The sequence below is a fragment of the Pseudomonas sp. No.21 genome, assembly GCF_054558415.1.
Genome location: NZ_BAAJNO010000010.1, coordinates 233,425 through 250,285, shown reverse-complemented (window position 1 = coordinate 250,285; position 16,861 = coordinate 233,425). Strand labels below are relative to the sequence as shown.

The 16,861-nt window shown below is 68.0% G+C and carries 17 protein-coding genes; 6 read left to right on the top strand and 11 right to left on the bottom strand.

Features of this window, described 5'->3' with window-relative positions; translation table 11 throughout:
- The first annotated feature begins 2 nt into the window (after positions 1-2).
- Positions 3-1,076, top strand: coding sequence for a type II secretion system protein GspL (gspL, locus tag ACYJSS_RS21890; RefSeq protein WP_236205010.1), 1,074 nt, complete (start codon positions 3-5; stop codon positions 1,074-1,076).
- Between the two features lie 29 nt (positions 1,077-1,105).
- Positions 1,106-1,570, top strand: coding sequence for a type II secretion system protein GspM (gspM, locus tag ACYJSS_RS21885; protein ID WP_236205009.1), 465 nt, complete (start codon positions 1,106-1,108; stop codon positions 1,568-1,570).
- Positions 1,571-1,579: 9 nt separating this feature from the next.
- On the opposite strand, the gene ACYJSS_RS21880 is transcribed toward gspM, so the two are convergent.
- A complete protein-coding gene (locus ACYJSS_RS21880) occupies positions 1,580-3,019 on the bottom strand; it encodes an amidase (RefSeq protein WP_111261271.1) in 1,440 nt (479 codons plus the stop codon).
- A gap of 118 nt (positions 3,020-3,137) precedes the next feature.
- Between ACYJSS_RS21880 and ACYJSS_RS21875 the strand changes: the two genes are divergently transcribed.
- Positions 3,138-3,710 carry a TetR/AcrR family transcriptional regulator gene (locus tag ACYJSS_RS21875; protein WP_236205008.1) on the top strand — a complete coding sequence of 191 codons (573 nt, stop codon included), beginning with the start codon at positions 3,138-3,140 and terminating at the stop codon, positions 3,708-3,710.
- A gap of 40 nt (positions 3,711-3,750) precedes the next feature.
- Complete coding sequence (locus tag ACYJSS_RS21870) at positions 3,751-4,194, top strand: SRPBCC family protein (protein WP_236205007.1); 444 nt, start codon at positions 3,751-3,753, stop codon at positions 4,192-4,194.
- Positions 4,195-4,206: 12 nt separating this feature from the next.
- Here the strand turns inward: ACYJSS_RS21870 and ACYJSS_RS21865 are convergent, their stop codons facing one another.
- A complete protein-coding gene (locus ACYJSS_RS21865; protein WP_111261268.1) occupies positions 4,207-5,346 on the bottom strand; it encodes an AAA family ATPase in 1,140 nt (379 codons plus the stop codon).
- The gene (locus tag ACYJSS_RS21860; protein ID WP_236205006.1) at positions 5,343-6,215 is read right to left on the bottom strand and encodes an RNA ligase family protein; all 873 of its coding nucleotides are present in this window, start codon (positions 6,213-6,215) and stop codon (positions 5,343-5,345) included. The genes ACYJSS_RS21865 and ACYJSS_RS21860 overlap by 4 nt, the downstream gene beginning before the upstream one ends.
- A 295-nt stretch (positions 6,216-6,510) precedes the next feature.
- Between ACYJSS_RS21860 and ACYJSS_RS21855 the strand changes: the two genes are divergently transcribed.
- Both ACYJSS_RS21855 and ACYJSS_RS21850 read left to right on the top strand, forming a co-directional pair.
- On the top strand, positions 6,511-7,329 hold the full coding sequence (locus ACYJSS_RS21855; protein WP_236205005.1) for a PH domain-containing protein: 819 nt from the start codon (positions 6,511-6,513) through the stop codon (positions 7,327-7,329).
- 128 nt (positions 7,330-7,457) lie between these two features.
- Positions 7,458-8,963: an MFS transporter gene (locus tag ACYJSS_RS21850; protein WP_236205004.1), complete on the top strand. Its 1,506-nt coding sequence runs from the start codon at positions 7,458-7,460 to the stop codon at positions 8,961-8,963.
- Here the strand turns inward: ACYJSS_RS21850 and ACYJSS_RS21845 are convergent, their stop codons facing one another.
- The 8 genes from ACYJSS_RS21845 to ACYJSS_RS21810 form a co-directional block, all read right to left on the bottom strand.
- A complete protein-coding gene (locus tag ACYJSS_RS21845; protein ID WP_236205003.1) occupies positions 8,964-9,452 on the bottom strand; it encodes a GFA family protein in 489 nt (162 codons plus the stop codon).
- A 410-nt stretch (positions 9,453-9,862) separates the two neighbouring features.
- Positions 9,863-10,099 (bottom strand): hypothetical protein, encoded by a 237-nt coding sequence (locus ACYJSS_RS21840; protein WP_021221978.1) that lies wholly within the window; start codon positions 10,097-10,099, stop codon positions 9,863-9,865.
- Between the two features lie 3 nt (positions 10,100-10,102).
- Positions 10,103-10,450, bottom strand: coding sequence for a hypothetical protein (locus ACYJSS_RS21835; RefSeq protein WP_236205002.1), 348 nt, complete (start codon positions 10,448-10,450; stop codon positions 10,103-10,105).
- A gap of 32 nt (positions 10,451-10,482) precedes the next feature.
- Positions 10,483-11,022, bottom strand: coding sequence for a hypothetical protein (locus tag ACYJSS_RS21830; RefSeq protein WP_146603007.1), 540 nt, complete (start codon positions 11,020-11,022; stop codon positions 10,483-10,485).
- 66 nt (positions 11,023-11,088) lie between these two features.
- Complete coding sequence (locus tag ACYJSS_RS21825) at positions 11,089-11,526, bottom strand: nucleoside deaminase (RefSeq protein ID WP_236205001.1); 438 nt, start codon at positions 11,524-11,526, stop codon at positions 11,089-11,091.
- A 131-nt stretch (positions 11,527-11,657) separates the two neighbouring features.
- Positions 11,658-13,019 carry an HlyD family type I secretion periplasmic adaptor subunit gene (locus ACYJSS_RS21820; RefSeq protein ID WP_111261260.1) on the bottom strand — a complete coding sequence of 454 codons (1,362 nt, stop codon included), beginning with the start codon at positions 13,017-13,019 and terminating at the stop codon, positions 11,658-11,660.
- Positions 13,009-15,165: a type I secretion system permease/ATPase gene (locus tag ACYJSS_RS21815; protein WP_236205000.1), complete on the bottom strand. Its 2,157-nt coding sequence runs from the start codon at positions 15,163-15,165 to the stop codon at positions 13,009-13,011. The genes ACYJSS_RS21820 and ACYJSS_RS21815 overlap by 11 nt, the downstream gene beginning before the upstream one ends.
- 37 nt (positions 15,166-15,202) lie before the next feature.
- Positions 15,203-16,552: a TolC family outer membrane protein gene (locus ACYJSS_RS21810; RefSeq protein ID WP_111261258.1), complete on the bottom strand. Its 1,350-nt coding sequence runs from the start codon at positions 16,550-16,552 to the stop codon at positions 15,203-15,205.
- Positions 16,553-16,861 lie beyond the last annotated feature (309 nt).

Sequence of the window (16,861 nt, the reverse complement as noted above, 5' to 3'; positions counted from 1 at the left end):
CCGTGCACGCCTGGCTCCACCTCGCTTCCCCCGCTGACCCCGACACGGCCACCTGGTGGCTGGAGAACGGCGAGCCCGAACAGGGCGACCTGCACCAGGCCGCTGCGGGTCTCGCCGGCCGGCGCCTGACCCTGCTGCTGCCGGCCGAGGCGGCCAGCCTGCATCGGGTGCAGGTGCCGGCACGCAGTGGCCGCTGGCTGCGGCAGGCGCTCGACTCCGCGCTGGAAGAGGTCCTGCTGGAGGATCTCGACGCCCTGCACCTGGCACGCGGCGCCCTGGTCGACCGCCAGTGCCGGGTGATAGCCGTCGACCGGCAATGGCTGCGCGAGCTGCTGGCCCGCCTGGCCGAGGCCGGGCTGGTGCCGGCACGCATCCATGTCGACGCCGACTGCCTGCCGCCGGACGAGCCCTGCGCCCTGCCCTGCGCCGGTCGCTGGCTGCTCGGCGGCGACCCCGCCCTGTTCGGTGCGCTGCAGGAGGCCCGGCTGCGGGAACTCGCCGCGCTGCTGCCCGACGGCCTGCGGCGCCTGGAGCAGGCGCCCTGGCCGCTGCTGGCGGACGGTTCGCGCCGGGCCATCGACCTGCGCCAGGGCGAGTTCGCCAAGCGGGGCGGCCAGCGTCCCAGCTGGGCGCTGGCAGCGGGGCTGCTGGTGGTCGCCTGCGTCGCGCAAGGGCTCCAGGACCGCCTGCACCGCCACTGGCTGGAACGCGACACCGCGCAGCTCAACCAGGCCAACCAGGCCGAATGGCAGCAGCGTTTCCCCGGCGAGCCGCTGGTTGATCTCGGCCGCCAGTTGCAGGCCCGCCAGGCCGGTTCCGGCCGCCCCACCACCGGCGTGGGGCAGGAGCTGCACGCACTGGCTGCCACCTGGAGCGCCGGCGGCGGCAGCCTGGCCCAGGTGCGCCAGCTCGACTACCAGGCCGATGAAGGCTGGACGCTGCGGGTGGAGGCCGGCTCCTTCGCCGATATCGAACGCCTGCGCGAAGGGCTGCTCGCCCAGGGACTGAACGTCCAGGCCGATTCCAGCACGCGCAGCGGCGAAGGCGTCAGCACCCGCCTGCGGATCACCCGATGAAACCGGCCCGCCATGACAGGAGCCCCGCCATGAAACCCTTCCTCGCCCTGCAATCACGCTGGCGCCAGCTGCCCGCCCGCGAGCGCCGCGCGCTGCTCCTGCTCGCCCTGTTCCTCGGCCCGGTGCTGCTCTGGAGCGCGCTGCTGCAGCCCCAGCGCGAAGCGCTGCGCCTGGCCGAGGAGGACTACCAGCGGGCGCTGGGCCAGCAGGTGGGACTGGCCACGCTGCCACAGGCCACGCCCCGGCCGACGCTGGCCAGCGACGCCCTGCCCGGCCTGCTGACGCGTACCAGCGGCGAGTCGCGGCTGGCCATCGAGCGCATGGATCACGAAGGCGGCGGGCGGATCGACCTGGGCCTGGAGGGCGCCCTCGACGACCTGCTCGCCTGGCTGCAGGCGCTGGAGCAAGCGGGTGCCGAGGTGAACAGCCTGGGGCTGGAAGTCAGCCCCGAAGGCCGCGCCCGCGTGCGCCTGCTGGTGGGGCCTTCCGCCTGAAGCGGGCGCTCAGTCCAGCGTGCCGGTCCAGAGCTCCGGCGTTCGGGCACTCCAGGGCAGGGCCCGCTCCAGTTGCCCGGCCAGGCGCAGCAGCATCCCCTCCTGCCCCCAATCGGCGCTGAGCTGGATGCCGATAGGCAGGCCGCTGGCGGCGTCATGTGCCAGGGGCATGGACATCGACGGGCCGCCGCTGACATTGGCCAGGGCGGTGAAGGGCGACTGCTGGAAGACCCGGTGCATCCAGCCACGGCCGTCGAGGTTCTCCTGCCCACGGTTGTACTCGCCGATGAGCGGTGGCTGCTCGGCCAGGGTCGGGCTCAGCAGCAGGTCGTAGCGGGTGAAGAAGCCCCCCATGTGGCGCGCCACGGTGTTGCGCCAGTGCATGGCGCCCAGCAGGTCGATGGCGCTGAGGCCGCGCCCCAGCTCGTACAGGGCGAGGCTCGCCGGCTCCAGGGTGCTGCCGTCGATGGGCCGGCCGGTCTGCGCCGCCAGGGCGTCGATCCAGTCAGCGGTGTTGGCGGCCCAGAAACGCGCGTTGAGCTCGACGAAGGTGTCCCAGTCCAGGCCGATATCCGGCTGCACCGCTTCCACCGCATGGCCCATCTCCTGAAGCTGGCGGGCGACGCCTTCCACCGCCGAGACCATGGACGCCGCGCTGCGCGCGCCGTTCAGCGGGTGCACCAGCAGGCCGATGCGCAGTCGTCCCGGTTCGCGCGCGACCTCCGCGAGGAAGCTGCGCTCGGGCGCGGCGATGCGGTACGGGTCGCCCGGTGCGTGGCCCTGGATGGCGTCCAGCAACGCCGCGCTGTCACGCACGGTACGGCTGAGCACGCCCTGCATGGCCAGCCCGCTCCACACCTCGTCGAGGCCCGGCCCCATGGAGACCCGGCCACGGCTGGGCTTGAGGCCGAACAGGCCGGTCACCGCCGCCGGCACGCGGATCGAGCCGCCGCCGTCGGTGGCGTGGGCCACCGGCACCAGGCCGGCCGCCACCGCCGCGGCCGCTCCGCCGCTGGAGCCGCCGGCGCCGTATCGCGGGTTCCAGGGGTTGCGCGTGGGGCCGGTGGCGAGGGATTCGGTGGCGGTGCTGGCGGCCAGCTCCGGCACGGTGGTGCGGCCCAGGGTCAGCAGCCCGGCCTCACGGAAGCGCCGCATCAGCTGCGAATCACCCGGGGCGACCAGGCCTTGGGCCAGGCGGCTGCCCAGCTCGTTGCGGCGCCCGGCCATGGCCACGCCCACGTCCTTGATCAGGAAGGGCACGCCACGCAGCGGCCCGGTAGGTGGCAGCGGCTCGTCGTCCCAGTGCTCGACCAGGGCGTTGAGCGAGGGGTTCAGCGCCTCGAAGGCCTTCAGCGCGACGGCGCGCACCGCCTCCGGCGTCACTTCGCGCGAGGCGATCAGGGCGGCCAGGCCGAGGGCATCCAGGGCAGCGTATTCAGCGGCTTTCATGCAATTCTCCAGGTTCACCTGCCCGATAAAGCAGGTATGATCGATACCATTCAGTATCGAACGATACTGATGGGTATACCATGATACTCATCGGTATCGTCGTCAAGCGGAGAACGCCATGCGACCCGAACGCGTCATGCGCCTGCCCCCTCGCGAACGCATCATCGATGCCGCGCAGGAGCTGTTTTTCAACGAAGGGATAACCCGCGTCACGGTGGACGCCATCGCCGCCAAGGCCGAGTCCACCAAGATGACCCTGTACCGTCACTTCGAATCCAAGGATGCCCTGGTGCTGGAGTGGATCCGCCTGCACATCGAGCAGTACCGGGAAATCTTCGAGCACCTGGCGCAGGCCCACCCCGGCGACGCCCGGGCGCAGCTGCTAGGCTTCGCCCAGTTCATCGCCGACGATCTGTCGACCTCCTCCTACCGGGGTTGCTCGCTCACCAACGTGATCGCCGAGATACCCGACGACCAGCACCCTGCGCGTGTGCTGATCGAGGCGCACAAGCAGGCGCAGTTCCGCCGTCTCGCCACGCTCTGCGAAGAGGCCGGCCTGGCCGATGCGCAGGAGGTCGCCGAGGAGCTGACCTACCTGATGGAGGGCGCGCAGATCGTCTCGCAGAACAAGGGCATCGAGCACGTCGGCGAGAAGCTCCTGCGCATGGTGAGGAAGAAGATCGGCGCATAACGCGGTCCAACACGGCAACCCCAGGCCCAGGAGCCACCCGATGACCGAAGCGGCCCCCACCACCATCAGCGTCACGCGGCGCTTCCGCCAGAGCGCCGAGCAGGTGTTCGACGCCTGGCTCGACCCGGCGATCGCCTCGCGCTTCCTGTTCGCCACGGCGGATGGCGAGATGCGCGTGGTGGACATCGACGCCCGGGTGGCGGGCAGCTACTGCATCATCGAGCGACGCGGCGAGGAGGATGCCGAGCACCTGGGCGAGTACCTGGAGATCGAGCGGCCGACGCGCCTGGTGTTCACCTTCGGCATCGACCGCAACGACCCTTCACGCGACCGCATCAGCCTCGCCTTCACCCCGCTGGCCGACGGCTGCGAACTGCTGCTGGAACACGCGATGCGCCCAGCCTGGGCCCACTACGCCTCTGCCACCCGCGACGGCTGGAACATGATCCTCGGCCACCTGGCCCGCGCCCTCGACACCCCCTAACGCGGCGCCACCTCAGCCGGGGTAGAGCACCTCCTCGGCCTCGGTGGGCAGCGGCACCTCCCACTTGAACAGCATCCGCGCGATGTCCTGGTTGCGCAGGCTGCTGTCGCGCCGGGTATTGCGCCGGCGGATCTCCGCTTCGCTGGCCTCCAGGTACACCAGCTGCACGCGTGCGTCGTAGGCGTAGAGCAGGTCGAGGGTCTTCTTGCGCATCTGCGCCGACAGGTGCGTGGCGTTCCACACGAAGGGCCGGCGCTCGCGCAGCAGGGCCTTGGCCTGGTCGATGGCGAAGTGCGCGGCGGCGCCCTCGTTCTGCCCGTGACGCAGGCCCAGGGCCTCGCGCGCATCGTCGTAGGAGATCACCGGCAGGTCCGGCTTGTGTTTCGCCTGCCAGGAGTTCTTGCCGCTGGCCGGCAGCCCGGACAGGACGATCACCTCGGAGCCCTCGACCTCGCGGTGCAGGGGGTAGTCCGGCAGCACCCGCGCGCCACGGAAGTAGCGCACCCGCGTGTAGTCGTCGACGAAGGCCCTGGGCCCGCGCAGGCAGCCCTCCTCCTCGGCCAGTTGCTCGACCAGTTCGATATCGTCGAGCAGCGCCTGCTTGCCGTGGAAGTGACGGCCCTGCATGTCGGCCCGCGCCACGGCGCAGAGCATCCACACCGGCAGCTCCCAGGACAGCTTGTGCAGGATGAACTCCGCCGAGCGCCCGCTCTTGTCTCCCGCCAGGGCGAAGAACGGCAGCTGGTGCACGGCGATGATCCGGCAGATGCGCTCGCGCAGGGCGAAGGGCACGCCGGCGCGCCACAGCAGGATGCGCACGTCGATGGCGCCACGCCGGGAATGGCCGGGCTGGCCGATCTTGCCGGTGACCTCGTCGATCACCGTGGTCGCCGGCTTGGCGATGTCGTGCAGCAAGGCGGCGAGGAACAGCACGAAGCGTTCGTCGTCGTCCGCCGTGGCGTAGGCGCCCTGCCCCAGCAGCGCCTCGACCACCATTTGCGTGTGGGTCCAGACATCGCCTTCGGCGTGGTAGACCGGGTCTTGCGGGGTGCTGGCCAGCTCGCCCAGCGCCGGGATCAGCGCCAGGCAGGCGGCGAAGTCCGCTGCGCCGCCGGGGGCGGGCACCAGGGCCCGCAGGTGTTCCATGTTCATGGGTGTCGTCCTTGTGCAGCGGCCAGGTCGGCCCAGGTCACCACCGGCTCGGGGGCGTAGAGATCGACGCCCGGTGCCAGCAGGTTGGGGATGAACGGCTGCTGTGAATGGTGGATGCCGGAGTCGAGGATGGCCTGGACGAAGTCCGGGCGTACCCACTTGACCCGGCCAAGGGTGTGTTCGGGGCTTTCGATCTTCAGGTACAGCCCTTCCATCAGCTCGGAGCTGTCGCCGTTGGCCCAGGCGCGGGCCAGGTCCAGCCCCTCGCGCCGCACGGTGTGTTCAAAGGCCTCGCGCCAGCCGGCGGAGCGCGCCAGGGACGGCCGCACCAGCTTGAGCAGGTCCGCCAGCCGGGGCGGCGGTGCGCCTTCGTGGAGCACCGGCACGGACAGCACCGGGCTGCCGGCCAGCAGCGCGCGCCGCGCCCGGGTGGAAAGGAAGGCCCGTTGCTGGCGGTCCCAGATGTCGAACTCGAGGAACAGGTGCGGCAGGCGGTCGTAGAACACCGAATGCAGCTTGCTGCACACCTCGCCGAACAGCACGTAGCGGTCCTCCAGCCGCTCCAGCAGCACGTGCTCGTGGGCCCGGGCCCACTGCTTGAACTGGCTGAACTGGCGCTCGCGGCCACCACCGATCAGGTAGTGCCCACGGGACTGCAGCAGCAGCTCGCCGCCGGCCGAGAAGCTGATGGCGGCGTTGGCACCGTCGAGCTTCTCTTCCACCACCAGGTGGCAGCCGGCGAGCTCGCGGTAGGCCAACTGGTCGGCGTCGCTGTCACCGACCTGCAGGCGTGAGGATTCGAGGTGCGGGGTCCGCGGGTATTTGAACAGCTCGAGATTTTGCGCAGGGGCGCAGGAATGATCCGTCATGGTCTTCTCCTGTGAAAAAGGGAAAACCGACGACGCGTTTCAGCGGGGAATCAGTGGAAGCCACCCAGGGGCGGCCAGCAACAGGGCTCGGTGAACCGTCGTCGGTGTCAGGCGTGTTGGCTGGCGCGGGGCATTGGCTTCACCACTTGGATGGAGGGGTGGATCGGAAAGGCGCGCATTGAAAACCCGCAGCACGCGCGCTGTCAACACGGCCGTGTGAAGTGCGTCGCAGCGCGCTTGCCCGACATGGCGCCAGCTGGCAATCTGCCGCCACTCCACTTCCCAGGAAATGTCCATGGACCGGATCGAGGCCGCCCTCACCACCCTCAAGTCCCTGCTGCTCACCGACGAGACCGTCATCCAGAGTTCGCACCAGCTGCGCCTGAAGGCGCTGAAGCACCGGCGGGAGATCGTGGTCGCCACCAACATGCGCCTGATCGTGTTCATCCGCCGCGTGTTCGGCGGCTACCGCATGCACGACATCCGCTGGCAGGACCTGCAGGACGCCGCCATCGACGAGAACCTGCTGCCGGGCCTGTTCGGCGCCGTGCTGAGCCTGCGCCTGTACAACGGCACCCTGGTGCGCATCGACGGCCTGGAGCCGGTGAGCGCCCGCGCCCTGTACGTGTACTGCCAGCGGCAGGAACAGGAGTGGCGCGAGAAGAACCGCGTCCGCGGCATGGAAGAGCGCTCGGGGTTCGGCTTTGCCAGCATGCCGGGTACCGCCGGTGTTGCCGGAACCGCCGGAACGGCGGGCGCCCCCATGCCCAACATCCCCATGCCGGGAACCCCGGCCTTCGACGCGCTCTTTTCCGCCGCCTTCTCCGGTGCGACGCCTGGCACGGTCAGCCGCACCACCGTCGGCTCACCGCGCACCACCAGCAGCACCACCGTCGAAAGCACCGTGGATGAAGGCGACTCCTTCTCCTTCCAGGGCAAGGGGGATTTCGGCGCCCTGGCCGGCATGGCCAAGCTGATGAACCCGGCGACCGCGTCCGCCAGCGCCGAGAAGCTGGCCAAGGGCATGGCCGAGGCGAAGAAGCAGTTCGACGCGGGCACGCTTTCCGCCGCCGAGTACGAGAGCGCGAAAGCCAAGGTCCTCAGCAGCCTGTGACCGCCCGCCCCGCCACCGGCGCGCCCTGCGCCGGTCGGCAAACAACCTGAACTCCCCGCCAGACACCGCGCTCTCTTGATCAATGGCCAGGCCCACGGCCTGCAACAACAAGATCAAGGGAGCCTGCGATGAACTCGACCACCCTGTCCGCCGATGCCGCCCGGGAACGCGCGACCACGGGCGACGACCCGCACTGCTACGAGACCGACCTGCCGGCGCGCCTGGACCGCCTGCCCTGGGGCCGCTTCCATACGCTGCTGGTGATGGCCCTGGGCATCACCTGGCTGCTGGACGGGCTGGAGGTGACCCTGGCGGGCTCGGTGGCCGGCGCGCTGAAGGACAGCCCCGTGCTGCACCTGACCAACGCCGAGGTGGGCCTGGCCGGCGGCATGTACATCGCCGGGGCTGTGCTGGGTGCACTGTTCTTCGGCTGGCTCACCGACCGCATCGGCCGGCGCAAGATGTTCTTCCTCACCCTGGCCGTGTACATCAGCGCCACCGCCGCCACCGCCTTCGCCTGGAACATGTGGAGCTTCATGCTGTTCCGCTTCCTCACCGGCGCCGGCATCGGCGGCGAGTATTCGGCCATCAACTCGACCATCCAGGAGTTCACCCCGGCGCGCTTCCGTGGCTGGGTGGACCTGGGCATCAACGGCACCTTCTGGGTCGGCGCGGCCCTGGGCGCGGTGGGTTCGGTGATCCTGCTGGACCCGGACATCCTCGGTGGCGACATGGGCTGGCGCCTGTGCTTCGGCATCGGCGCTGCGCTGGGCCTGGTGATCCTGCTGATGCGCCTGTGGCTGCCGGAAAGCCCGCGCTGGCTGATGATCCACAACCGGCCCAAGGAGGCCCTGGCGATCATCGACGACATCGAGGCGCGCTTCCGCCGCGAGGGCCATGAGCTCTCCAGCGTCGACCACCTGCCGAAGATGCGCCTGCGCGGCCGCGACCACACGCCGCTGAGCGAGGTGTTCCACACCCTGTTCAACGTGCACCGGCGCCGCGCCATCGTCGGCCTGAGCCTGCTCACCAGCCAGGCGTTCTTCTACAATGCCATCTTCTTCACCTATGCCCTGGTGCTGACCGACTTCTACGACGTGCCCGGCGAGAACGTGGGCTGGTACATCCTGCCCTTCGCCCTCGGCAACTTCTGCGGTCCGCTGCTGCTCGGCCGGCTGTTCGACCACGTGGGGCGGCGGGTGATGATCAGCGGCACCTACATCATTTCCGGCGTGCTGCTGACGCTCAGCGGCTACCTGTTCCAGCAGGAGATGCTCGACGCCACCCAGCAGACCCTCGCCTGGATGGTGATCTTCTTCTTCGCCTCGGCGGCGGCAAGCTCCGCCTACCTGACGGTGGCGGAGACCTTCCCGCTGGAGATCCGCGCCCTGGCCATCGCCGTGTTCTACGCCTTCGGCACGGGCCTGGGCGGCATCATCGGCCCGCTGCTGTTCGGCCAGCTGATCGAGAGCGCGGAGCGCAGCAACGTGTTCATCGGCTACCTGATAGGCGCCGCGCTGATGATCGGCGCCGGCCTGGTGCAGGCCTTCTGGGGCGTGGCGGCGGAACGCCAGCCGCTGGAAAGCGTGGCGGCGCCGCTGTCCCAGGTGAACGCCGAGCCGCGCACGGCCTGATCAGCGCTCCAGGCCCAGGCGCTGGTGCCACTGGGCGATGGATTCCTCGGGGTAACGGTCGAAGCACCGGTCCTTGGCGCCGGCCTCGACCTGCACCCAGTCGGCCTTCGAGCCGAGCATCAGGTGGGTGTGCTCCTGAGGCACCGGCAGGGGCGTGTCGATGGCCGAGGCGAAGGGATGGATCAGCTCCGGCCATTCCGGGCTGAACAGCCACAGCCCGCTGCCGCACAGCGAGCAGAAATGCCGCTCGGCAGTGCTGGCGTAGGCCCGCTTGTCGCCCTCCTCCTTGAGCCGCGCGTGGTAGACGCCGATGTGCTTGCGCCCGGTGACCTTGAGGCTCTGCGCATCCCCGGAGAGGTTGATGGCATAGCCACCGCCGCCCTGGGTCTTGCGGCAGATGGAGCAGTAGCAGCGCTGGTAGGGATAGGGGTGGGTGCTGTCCAGGCTGAAGGACACGGCTTGGCAATGGCAGGAGCCTTCCAGGTGCATGACGACCTCCCGGGGTCGAATGGATTGCAGGGCATCTGGACAGGAGGATCGCCGGGTTTGCACGGGGTCGTTCGTCGGGTTAGCCGTAGGGCGGGTGAAACCCGCGTGCGTCCAGGCACCCTCCCCGACCGTAGGAGCGAATTCATTCGCGAAATGGGTGGAGCGCAGCGAGGCCCAGCCTCATCACCCGGACGAGCCGCCATTGGTGGATGAAAAGAGCGCCATCCACCCTACGCACCGGTTGGCGCCGTGGCCCGGGATTGGGCACATGTGTAGGGTGGACCACGCCTCACCGGTCCACCTTGCGTGCCTCCCGGCAACACCGATTGGTGGATGAAAAGAACGTCCCAGGCACCGCATCGTAGGGCGGGTGAAACCCGCGTGTGCCGGGGTGTCGGGTTGCACCCGACCTACAACAGCCAGATTGCCAGCAGCACGACGAGTACGCAGACCAGCAGCCCGACGGCAGAGACCCAGGCGGATTCGGGCATGTCATCCAGGAAGCGCCCCCGTGGGTAGCGGCCGAGGGTGAAGGCTTTCACGAAGGGCCAACCAATCCAGAACAGCACCCCCTCCACCAGCACCTCGAGCACTGCACGGAGAAGCCAGCCGATAACCCGCAACACCCCGCCAAAGATCTCGTCCATCCCCTACTCGCACGCCCCGCGCTGGAAGAAGAAGTAGCCCATGTAGTGCAGCACCATCTCCTGCTTGCCCATGGAGACGATTTTGTAGTCGCCCATGCCTTCGGTGCTGATGGTGTCGCCTTCGACGCGGTAGGCGCCGCTTTGGGTGAAGCCACCCATGCTGTAGTCGAGGGTGCCTGCGCGGGTGAAGTCGTAGGTGGAGCTGTCCGGTTCGCGCTCGCCGTCCCGGGTCGGGGCCAGGCCCTTGAGGCACCAGGGGCCGTAGAGGTCGTCGAGCCTGTAGTCGGCCGCGCCAGCGCGGGTGGCGAGCAGCAGCATGGCGAGAGCCAGGGCGAGCGATGCGGGTTTCATGGTCGATCCTTGGGCGGGAAAAGAAGGGAGGACTAGGTGATCTGCATGAACACCGGAAGCAGCATGGGCCAGGCGAGCTTGACCAGCTGCGGGACCAGCAATATGACCAACGCCAGGCCGGCGAGCAGGCGCAGGCCCTGGCAATCGGCGTCGCGGTAGAAGGTCCAGGCCACACGCGCCAGGTAATGCAAGGCGACCAGGATCGGCCCGTAGACCATCGCCAGCAGGCCCAGCATGCGCAGGTCGAAGTCCGGGTCCAGGCCACCCTGGCGCAGGCTTTCCCGGCCCGGATCGAAGAGCAGCCCGACCAGCAGGGTGCGTATGCCGATCAGCAGCAGCACGCATGTGATCAGGTTGCCCGGCAACGAGGCCCGGGCCGGTTCGATCACCAGCGCTCGCACCAGGCCGGCCGTGCCCGCCCAGGCGCCCAGCAGCAGAAACGCCGAGAGAAGATGACTGTCCCAGGGCAACAGCAGGGCGAGCAGCGCCAGCGGCAGCGCGGCCAGCACGCCGAACATCAGGTAGCAGGCCGTGCGCAACGCAACGAGGACGGAGCATCGCGAAGCGATCATGGCCGGCACCGGTGGCTGGCCGGGAGGGGGGTGGGTGGCATGCGTACGTCCTTGTACCGGGCGGGGCTATTCGCCGATGTCTTCGTTCCAGAGTTCGGGGCGGGCCTCGATGAAGTCTTCCATCAGGGCGATGCAGGTGGCGTCCTGCAGCACCTCGACCTCGACGCCGCGGGAGCGCAGCAGTTCTTCCTCGCCGAGGAAGGTGCGGTTCTCGCCGACGATGATGCGCGGGATGCCGTAGAGGAGGATCGCGCCGCTGCACATGGAGCACGGCGACAGCGTGGTGTAGAGCACCGACTCGCGGTAGACGCTGGCGGGTTGGCGGCCGGCGTTCTCGAAGGCGTCCATCTCGCCGTGGCGGATGGCGCTGCCTTCCTGGACCCGGCGGTTGTGGCCGCGACCGATGATCCGCCCCTTGTGGACGATGACCGAGCCGATGGGGATGCCGCCCTCGGCCAGGCCCTGGCGGGCTTCGTCGATGGCGGCCTGCATGAATGCGTCCATGGTGATGCTCCTTGCGCGGTTGCGGCGATGGAGCGAACGCTACGAGATGGCCGGCGGGCTGTCCACTGGCGCGTGAAGGCGATGTGACGAAGCGATAAACGCCGTGCCGGAACCGGCACGGCGTGGGGCCGTCAACGCTCGCGCAGGGCCTCGGCGCGGGCGCGGATGATGGGCTTGAGCAGGTAGCTGAGGATGCTCTTCTTGCCGGTCATGATGTCCACGGAGGCGACCATGCCGGGGATGATCAGCAATGGTTTCTCGTCGCTGCCCAGGTGGCTTTTGCGGGTGCGCAGCTTGATCAGGTAGAAGCTGTTGCCGTCCTCGTCGGTGATGGTGTCCGCGCCGATCTGCTCCAGGTCGGCCTGCAGGCCGCCATAGATGGTGTAGTCGTAGGCGGTGAACTTCACCATGGCCTTCTGCCCTGGATGGAGGAAGGCGATGTCCTGGGGCCGGATGCGCGCCTCCACCAGCAGGGTGTCGTCCAGCGGCACGATTTCCACCAGGTCGCTGCCCGGCTGGATCACCCCGCCGATGGTGTTGACCAGCAGCTGCTTGACGATGCCGCGCACCGGGGAGGTGACCAGGGTGCGGTTGACCCGGTCCTCCAGTGCCTTGCCGGTGGCCTCGGCCTTGCTCAGGTCGGTGCGTGCCTCGTTGAGCTGGGTGAGCGCCTCGCTGCGGAAGCGCGAGCGGGTCTCGGCGATCTTCTGCTCCACTTCCTTGATCGCCGATTCGGCGCGGGGAATGGCCAGGTTGGTGGCTTCGAGCTGGCCACGGTTCTCCACCTCGGCGCGCCGCAGGCGCAGCACCTCGACCTTGGAGATCGCGCCGTCGGCCACCAGGGGTTCGGAGATGGCGATCTCCTGGCGCAACAGCTCCAGGCTGTTGCGGTACTGGCCCTGCTTGGAGGCGAACTCGCGCAGTTCCTGCTGCTTCTGCACCAGCTGTTCCTCGAGGCCGGCGACCTCGTCGCGCAGCTGTTGCTGGCGGCTGCGGAACAACGCTTCCTCGCTCTGCGCCTGGCCGGGGGCCCTGGCGCGCAGGGTGTCGTCGATGGCCAGCTCGCGGCCTTCCACTTCGGCGCTCAGGCGCTCGACGCGCAGGGCCATGGCGACGCGGTCGGCATCGGTCTCGCCGACGTTGGACTGGAAGCGCGTGGCGTCCAGGCGCAACAGCGGGTCACCCACTTCGACCACCTGGCCTTCGTGGACGAACATCTCGGAGACGATGCCGCCTTCGAGGTTGGAGATCTTCTGCAGCTTGGACGAGGGAATGGCCTTGCCCTCGCCCCGGGTGACTTCGTCGATCTCGGCGAAGTGGGCCCAGAAGCCGAGGAACAGGGTGAAGCCGATCAGCGTCCAGATGGTCAGGCGCACCACGCGGGGCGCGTCTTCGACCAGCGCCTTGCTGACTTCCGGCAGGGGCTGGCCGGACAGGTCTTCGCGCCCCTTGAAATAATCCAGCAGCGAGTGGAGCGGAGACTTACGCGACACTGATCTGCCCCTTCTTCAGCGCTTCCATCACGGCGTCCTTCGGGCCGTCGGCGATGATCTGTCCCTTGTCGACGATCAGCAGGCGGTCCACCAGCGACAGCATGGAGGCACGGTGGGTGACCAGCAGCACGGTCTTGTTGGCGATCACCGCGTTGAGGCGCTGCTTGAGGCGTTCCTCGCCGGTGTTGTCCATGGAGCTGGTGGGCTCGTCCAGCAACAGGATGGGCGGGTCGAGCAGCAGCGCACGGGCCAGGGCGACGTTCTGCCGCTGGCCGCCGGACAGGTTCTGCCCGCGCTCGCCGACCTGCAGCTCGTAGCCCTGCGGGTGCAGGCGCACGAATTCGTGGACGCCGGACAGCTCGGCCGCCTGCAGCACCAGTTCGTCCTCGACGTAGCGGGCGCCGGACACCAGGTTGTCGCGCAGGGTGCCGGCCAGCAGCTGGATGTCCTGGGGCACGTAGCCGATGTTGTGGCGCAGGTCGCTGACGTCGAGCTGGCGCACGTCGACGCCGTCGATCAGCAGGCTGCCGGAGTCGGGCTGGTAGAGGCCGACGATGAGCTTGGCCAGGGAGCTCTTGCCCGAGCCGCTGCGGCCGACGATGCCGATCTTCTCGCCGGGGCGGACGATCAGGTTGATGTTGCTGAGCGCCGGGGCCTGCTGGTTGGGGTAGGTGAATTCGAGCTGGCGCATCTCGATGGCGCCCTGCAGGGTCTGGCGCGTCAGCGGGCGCTCGTCCTCGTGGCGCTCCTGCGGCAGTTCCATCATGTGGTTGACCGAGAGCATGGTCAGGCGCGCCTGCTGGTAGCGCGTGATCAACCCGGAAAGCTGGGTCATCGGGCCGAGGGCGCGGCCGTTGAGCATGTAGCAGGCGATGAGCCCGCCCATGCTGAGGTCGCCGGCGATGATCAGGTAGACGCCGGCGACGATCATCACCACGCCGGCCAGCTGCTGGATCAGCAGGGTGATGTTGAGCGACAGGCTGGACAGCATCTTCACCCGCAGTTCGAGGCGGCCGAGGGTGCCGATGGTCTGCTCCCAGAGGTACTGGCGCTCGCTCTCGGCGTTGTTGACCTTGACCGCGTCGAGGCCGGCCAGGGTCTCGATCAGGCTGGACTGGCGCTCGGCGGAGAGCGCCATGGTGCGGTCCATGGTCTCCACCAGGGGCTTCTGCAGCAGCCAGCCGATGGTCAGCGCGAGGGCGAAGGCGACCACGGGGATCCACACCAGGTGGCCGCCGAGGATGCCGATCACCAGGAGGATCAGCAGGGTGAACGGCAGGTCGATCACGCTGGTCATGGTCAGCGAGGCGAGGAAGTCCCGCAGCGACTGGAACTCGTGGATGTTCTGGGCAAAGCTGCCGACCCGCGCGGGGCGGTGCTTCATGGCCATGCCAACGATGCGCTCGAACAGGGTGGCCGAGATGATCATGTCGGTCTTCTTGCCGGCGAGATCGAGACACAGCCCGCGCATGGTCTTGAGCAGCAGGTCGAACAGGTAGGCGCCGGAGATGCCGATGGCCAGCACCCAGAGGGTGGCGGCGGCCTGGTTGGGCACCACGCGGTCGTAGACGTTCATCACGAACAACGGCGCACCGAGGCCGATCAGGTTGATCAGCAGGCTGGCGGCCACGGCATCTATATAGAGCCAGCGCGAACGCTTGAGGGTGTCGCGGAACCAGTGGCGCGCCCGGGGTATCAGGCTGCCGTGGTTGATGTCGAACTTGTGCTGCGGCTGGGCGAAGAAGGACTGGCCGGCATAGTCCTGGGCCAGCAGCTCGCGCTTGACCCGCACTTCGCCGCCATCGCTTTCGCTGAGCAGCAGGCGCGCGTCGCCGTTCTCCTCCCAGGCCAGCAACAGGGCGCAGCGCCCTTCCTTGAGCAGCAGCAGCGCCGGCAGCGCGATCGCCGGGATCTGCTCCAGCTTGCGTTGCAGCAGGCGCCCCTGCAGGCCCGCCCGGGCCGCCGCACGGGGCAGCAGCTCGGGGGTCAGGCGTTGGCCGGGCAGCGGCAGGCCGGCGGTGAGCATGGCCCGGCTGGCCGGCCGCTGGTGTTGCAGGCAGAGGGAAAGCAGGCTGTCCAGGAGTGGATCATCTAGCTGACCGCGTGGATCGTTGTTGAAGGGGGCTCGGCTGACTTCTGGATCCACGCTTGGACACTCTTTCTCTTCAGGGACGGGTGAAGTCTCAGTTCAGGCCCGGCAGGGTCGCCTCGGGCTTGAGTTCGGACTGGACGACGGAGGCCATCGGCGCGACGACGCCCTGGCTCTTCAGCAGCTCGCCAATGGTCGCCTTGATCCGGTACTGAGTAAACAGTTCGAGGTGGCGAATTTCCACCAGACGGCGGGAGGCGGTGAACAGTTCGTTCTCGCTGTCCAGCAGGTCCAGCAGGGTGCGTTCACCGATGCTGAACTGCTTCTGGTAGGACTCGCGCACACGGGTACTGTAGTCGACGTATTGCTGGGCGATCGGGATTTGTTCACGGGCGTTGGCCAGGGCGTTCATGGACAGCCCGAGGTCTTCGTTAAGCACGCGCAGGGCGTTGTTGCGGATGTCCAGGGCCTGGTTGATCTGGTAGGCCTTGGATTCCAGGTCAGCCTTGTTGCTGCCGCCGGCGAACAGGTTGTAGCGCATGCGCAGCATGGCCTGCCATTCGTTGACGTGGCCGTCCTGGCCGTCCAGGTCGTTGTCGGCGCCACGGGACAGCTCGGCATCGAAGCGCGGATAGAAGAAGGACTTGGCCGCGTCGTACTGCTTCTCGGCAGCCGCCACGTCGGACTCGGCGGAACGCAGGATCGGGCTGTTGGCCAGCAGGGTCTGGCGGGCTTCGGCGATGTCGGCGGGCAACTGGCCGGCGAGGCCGGCCGGTTCGCTCAGGTCCACCGGATCGATGCCGACTACGCTGTAGAAGTTGGTGCGGGCATCGGCCAGGTTGGTCTGCTCGGTGATCAGGTTGTTGCGGGCCTGGGCCAGCCGCGCTTCGGCCTGGTCCTGGTCGGCCAGGCGACCGACGCCACGGCTGCTGCGCAGGCTGATCTGGTCATAGATGCGCTGGTGGCTCTTCAGGTTGGCTTCGGCGAGACGGACCATCTCCTCGCGCTGCAGCACATCGATGTAGACCTGCGCGACGTCCAGCGCGGTTCTTTCCGACGTACCGAGCAGCGAGTAGGCACGGGAATTGACTGTGGCTTGCTGGCGGGCGACCTCATTGGAGGTGGCGAAGCCGTCGAAGACCATCTGTTGCAGGCGCAGCGACGATTCGCCACGGGTCATGGTCTTCCAGTGGTCGCCCTGGCCACGGGTGGTGGTGTTGTCGGAGCCTTCACGGCCGTAGCCGGCGAGCAGGTCGACTTTCGGCAGGTAGCCGCCCTTGGCGGCTTTCAGCTGGTAGTCGGCGGACATGCGGCTGTTGATGCCGGCCTGGACTTCGGGGTGGACATCCAATGCGCGCTGCATGGCTTCGGAAAGCGTCTGGGCATGAACAGGGAGACTTGCAGCAAGGGCGAAGGGCACGACACAAGCAAAACGCAGACGCATGGATTGGCATCCTTATCAGAGTGTTGAAGACAGTATTTGGGAGGCCGAAATCACCGTCATGAAATTGGCATCAACCTCGCTCGGACGGAGCAGAAAACCGTGATCCAAGTCTCATTGAAAAAATCCGGACGGCCATCGAATATCAAAGTGACATTACGAAAACGATTGTTTAGGATGGATGCCAATTGGTCAATACATTGGCATAAACTTAATAGCAAAACGCGATAAGCCAAATAATTGACGACAAAAAAATACCACCTTTAACAAGGGAATGCCTGCATCGAAACGGCTCTTCGTAGAGCACCGAAG

Excerpts from the sequence above, each read along its gene's own strand:
- gspM (WP_236205009.1), top strand. The coding sequence starts at position 1,106 with ATGAAACCCTTCCTCGCCCTGCAATCACGCTGGCGCCAGCTGCCCGCC.
- ACYJSS_RS21880 (WP_111261271.1), bottom strand. The coding sequence starts at position 3,019 with ATGAAAGCCGCTGAATACGCTGCCCTGGATGCCCTCGGCCTGGCCGCC.
- ACYJSS_RS21875 (WP_236205008.1), top strand. The coding sequence starts at position 3,138 with ATGCGACCCGAACGCGTCATGCGCCTGCCCCCTCGCGAACGCATCATC.
- ACYJSS_RS21870 (WP_236205007.1), top strand. The coding sequence starts at position 3,751 with ATGACCGAAGCGGCCCCCACCACCATCAGCGTCACGCGGCGCTTCCGC.
- ACYJSS_RS21865 (WP_111261268.1), bottom strand. The coding sequence starts at position 5,346 with ATGAACATGGAACACCTGCGGGCCCTGGTGCCCGCCCCCGGCGGCGCA.
- ACYJSS_RS21860 (WP_236205006.1), bottom strand. The coding sequence starts at position 6,215 with ATGACGGATCATTCCTGCGCCCCTGCGCAAAATCTCGAGCTGTTCAAA.
- ACYJSS_RS21855 (WP_236205005.1), top strand. The coding sequence starts at position 6,511 with ATGGACCGGATCGAGGCCGCCCTCACCACCCTCAAGTCCCTGCTGCTC.
- ACYJSS_RS21850 (WP_236205004.1), top strand. The coding sequence starts at position 7,458 with ATGAACTCGACCACCCTGTCCGCCGATGCCGCCCGGGAACGCGCGACC.
- ACYJSS_RS21845 (WP_236205003.1), bottom strand. The coding sequence starts at position 9,452 with ATGCACCTGGAAGGCTCCTGCCATTGCCAAGCCGTGTCCTTCAGCCTG.
- ACYJSS_RS21840 (WP_021221978.1), bottom strand. The coding sequence starts at position 10,099 with ATGGACGAGATCTTTGGCGGGGTGTTGCGGGTTATCGGCTGGCTTCTC.
- ACYJSS_RS21835 (WP_236205002.1), bottom strand. The coding sequence starts at position 10,450 with ATGAAACCCGCATCGCTCGCCCTGGCTCTCGCCATGCTGCTGCTCGCC.
- ACYJSS_RS21830 (WP_146603007.1), bottom strand. The coding sequence starts at position 11,022 with ATGATCGCTTCGCGATGCTCCGTCCTCGTTGCGTTGCGCACGGCCTGC.
- ACYJSS_RS21825 (WP_236205001.1), bottom strand. The coding sequence starts at position 11,526 with ATGGACGCATTCATGCAGGCCGCCATCGACGAAGCCCGCCAGGGCCTG.
- ACYJSS_RS21810 (WP_111261258.1), bottom strand. The coding sequence starts at position 16,552 with ATGCGTCTGCGTTTTGCTTGTGTCGTGCCCTTCGCCCTTGCTGCAAGT.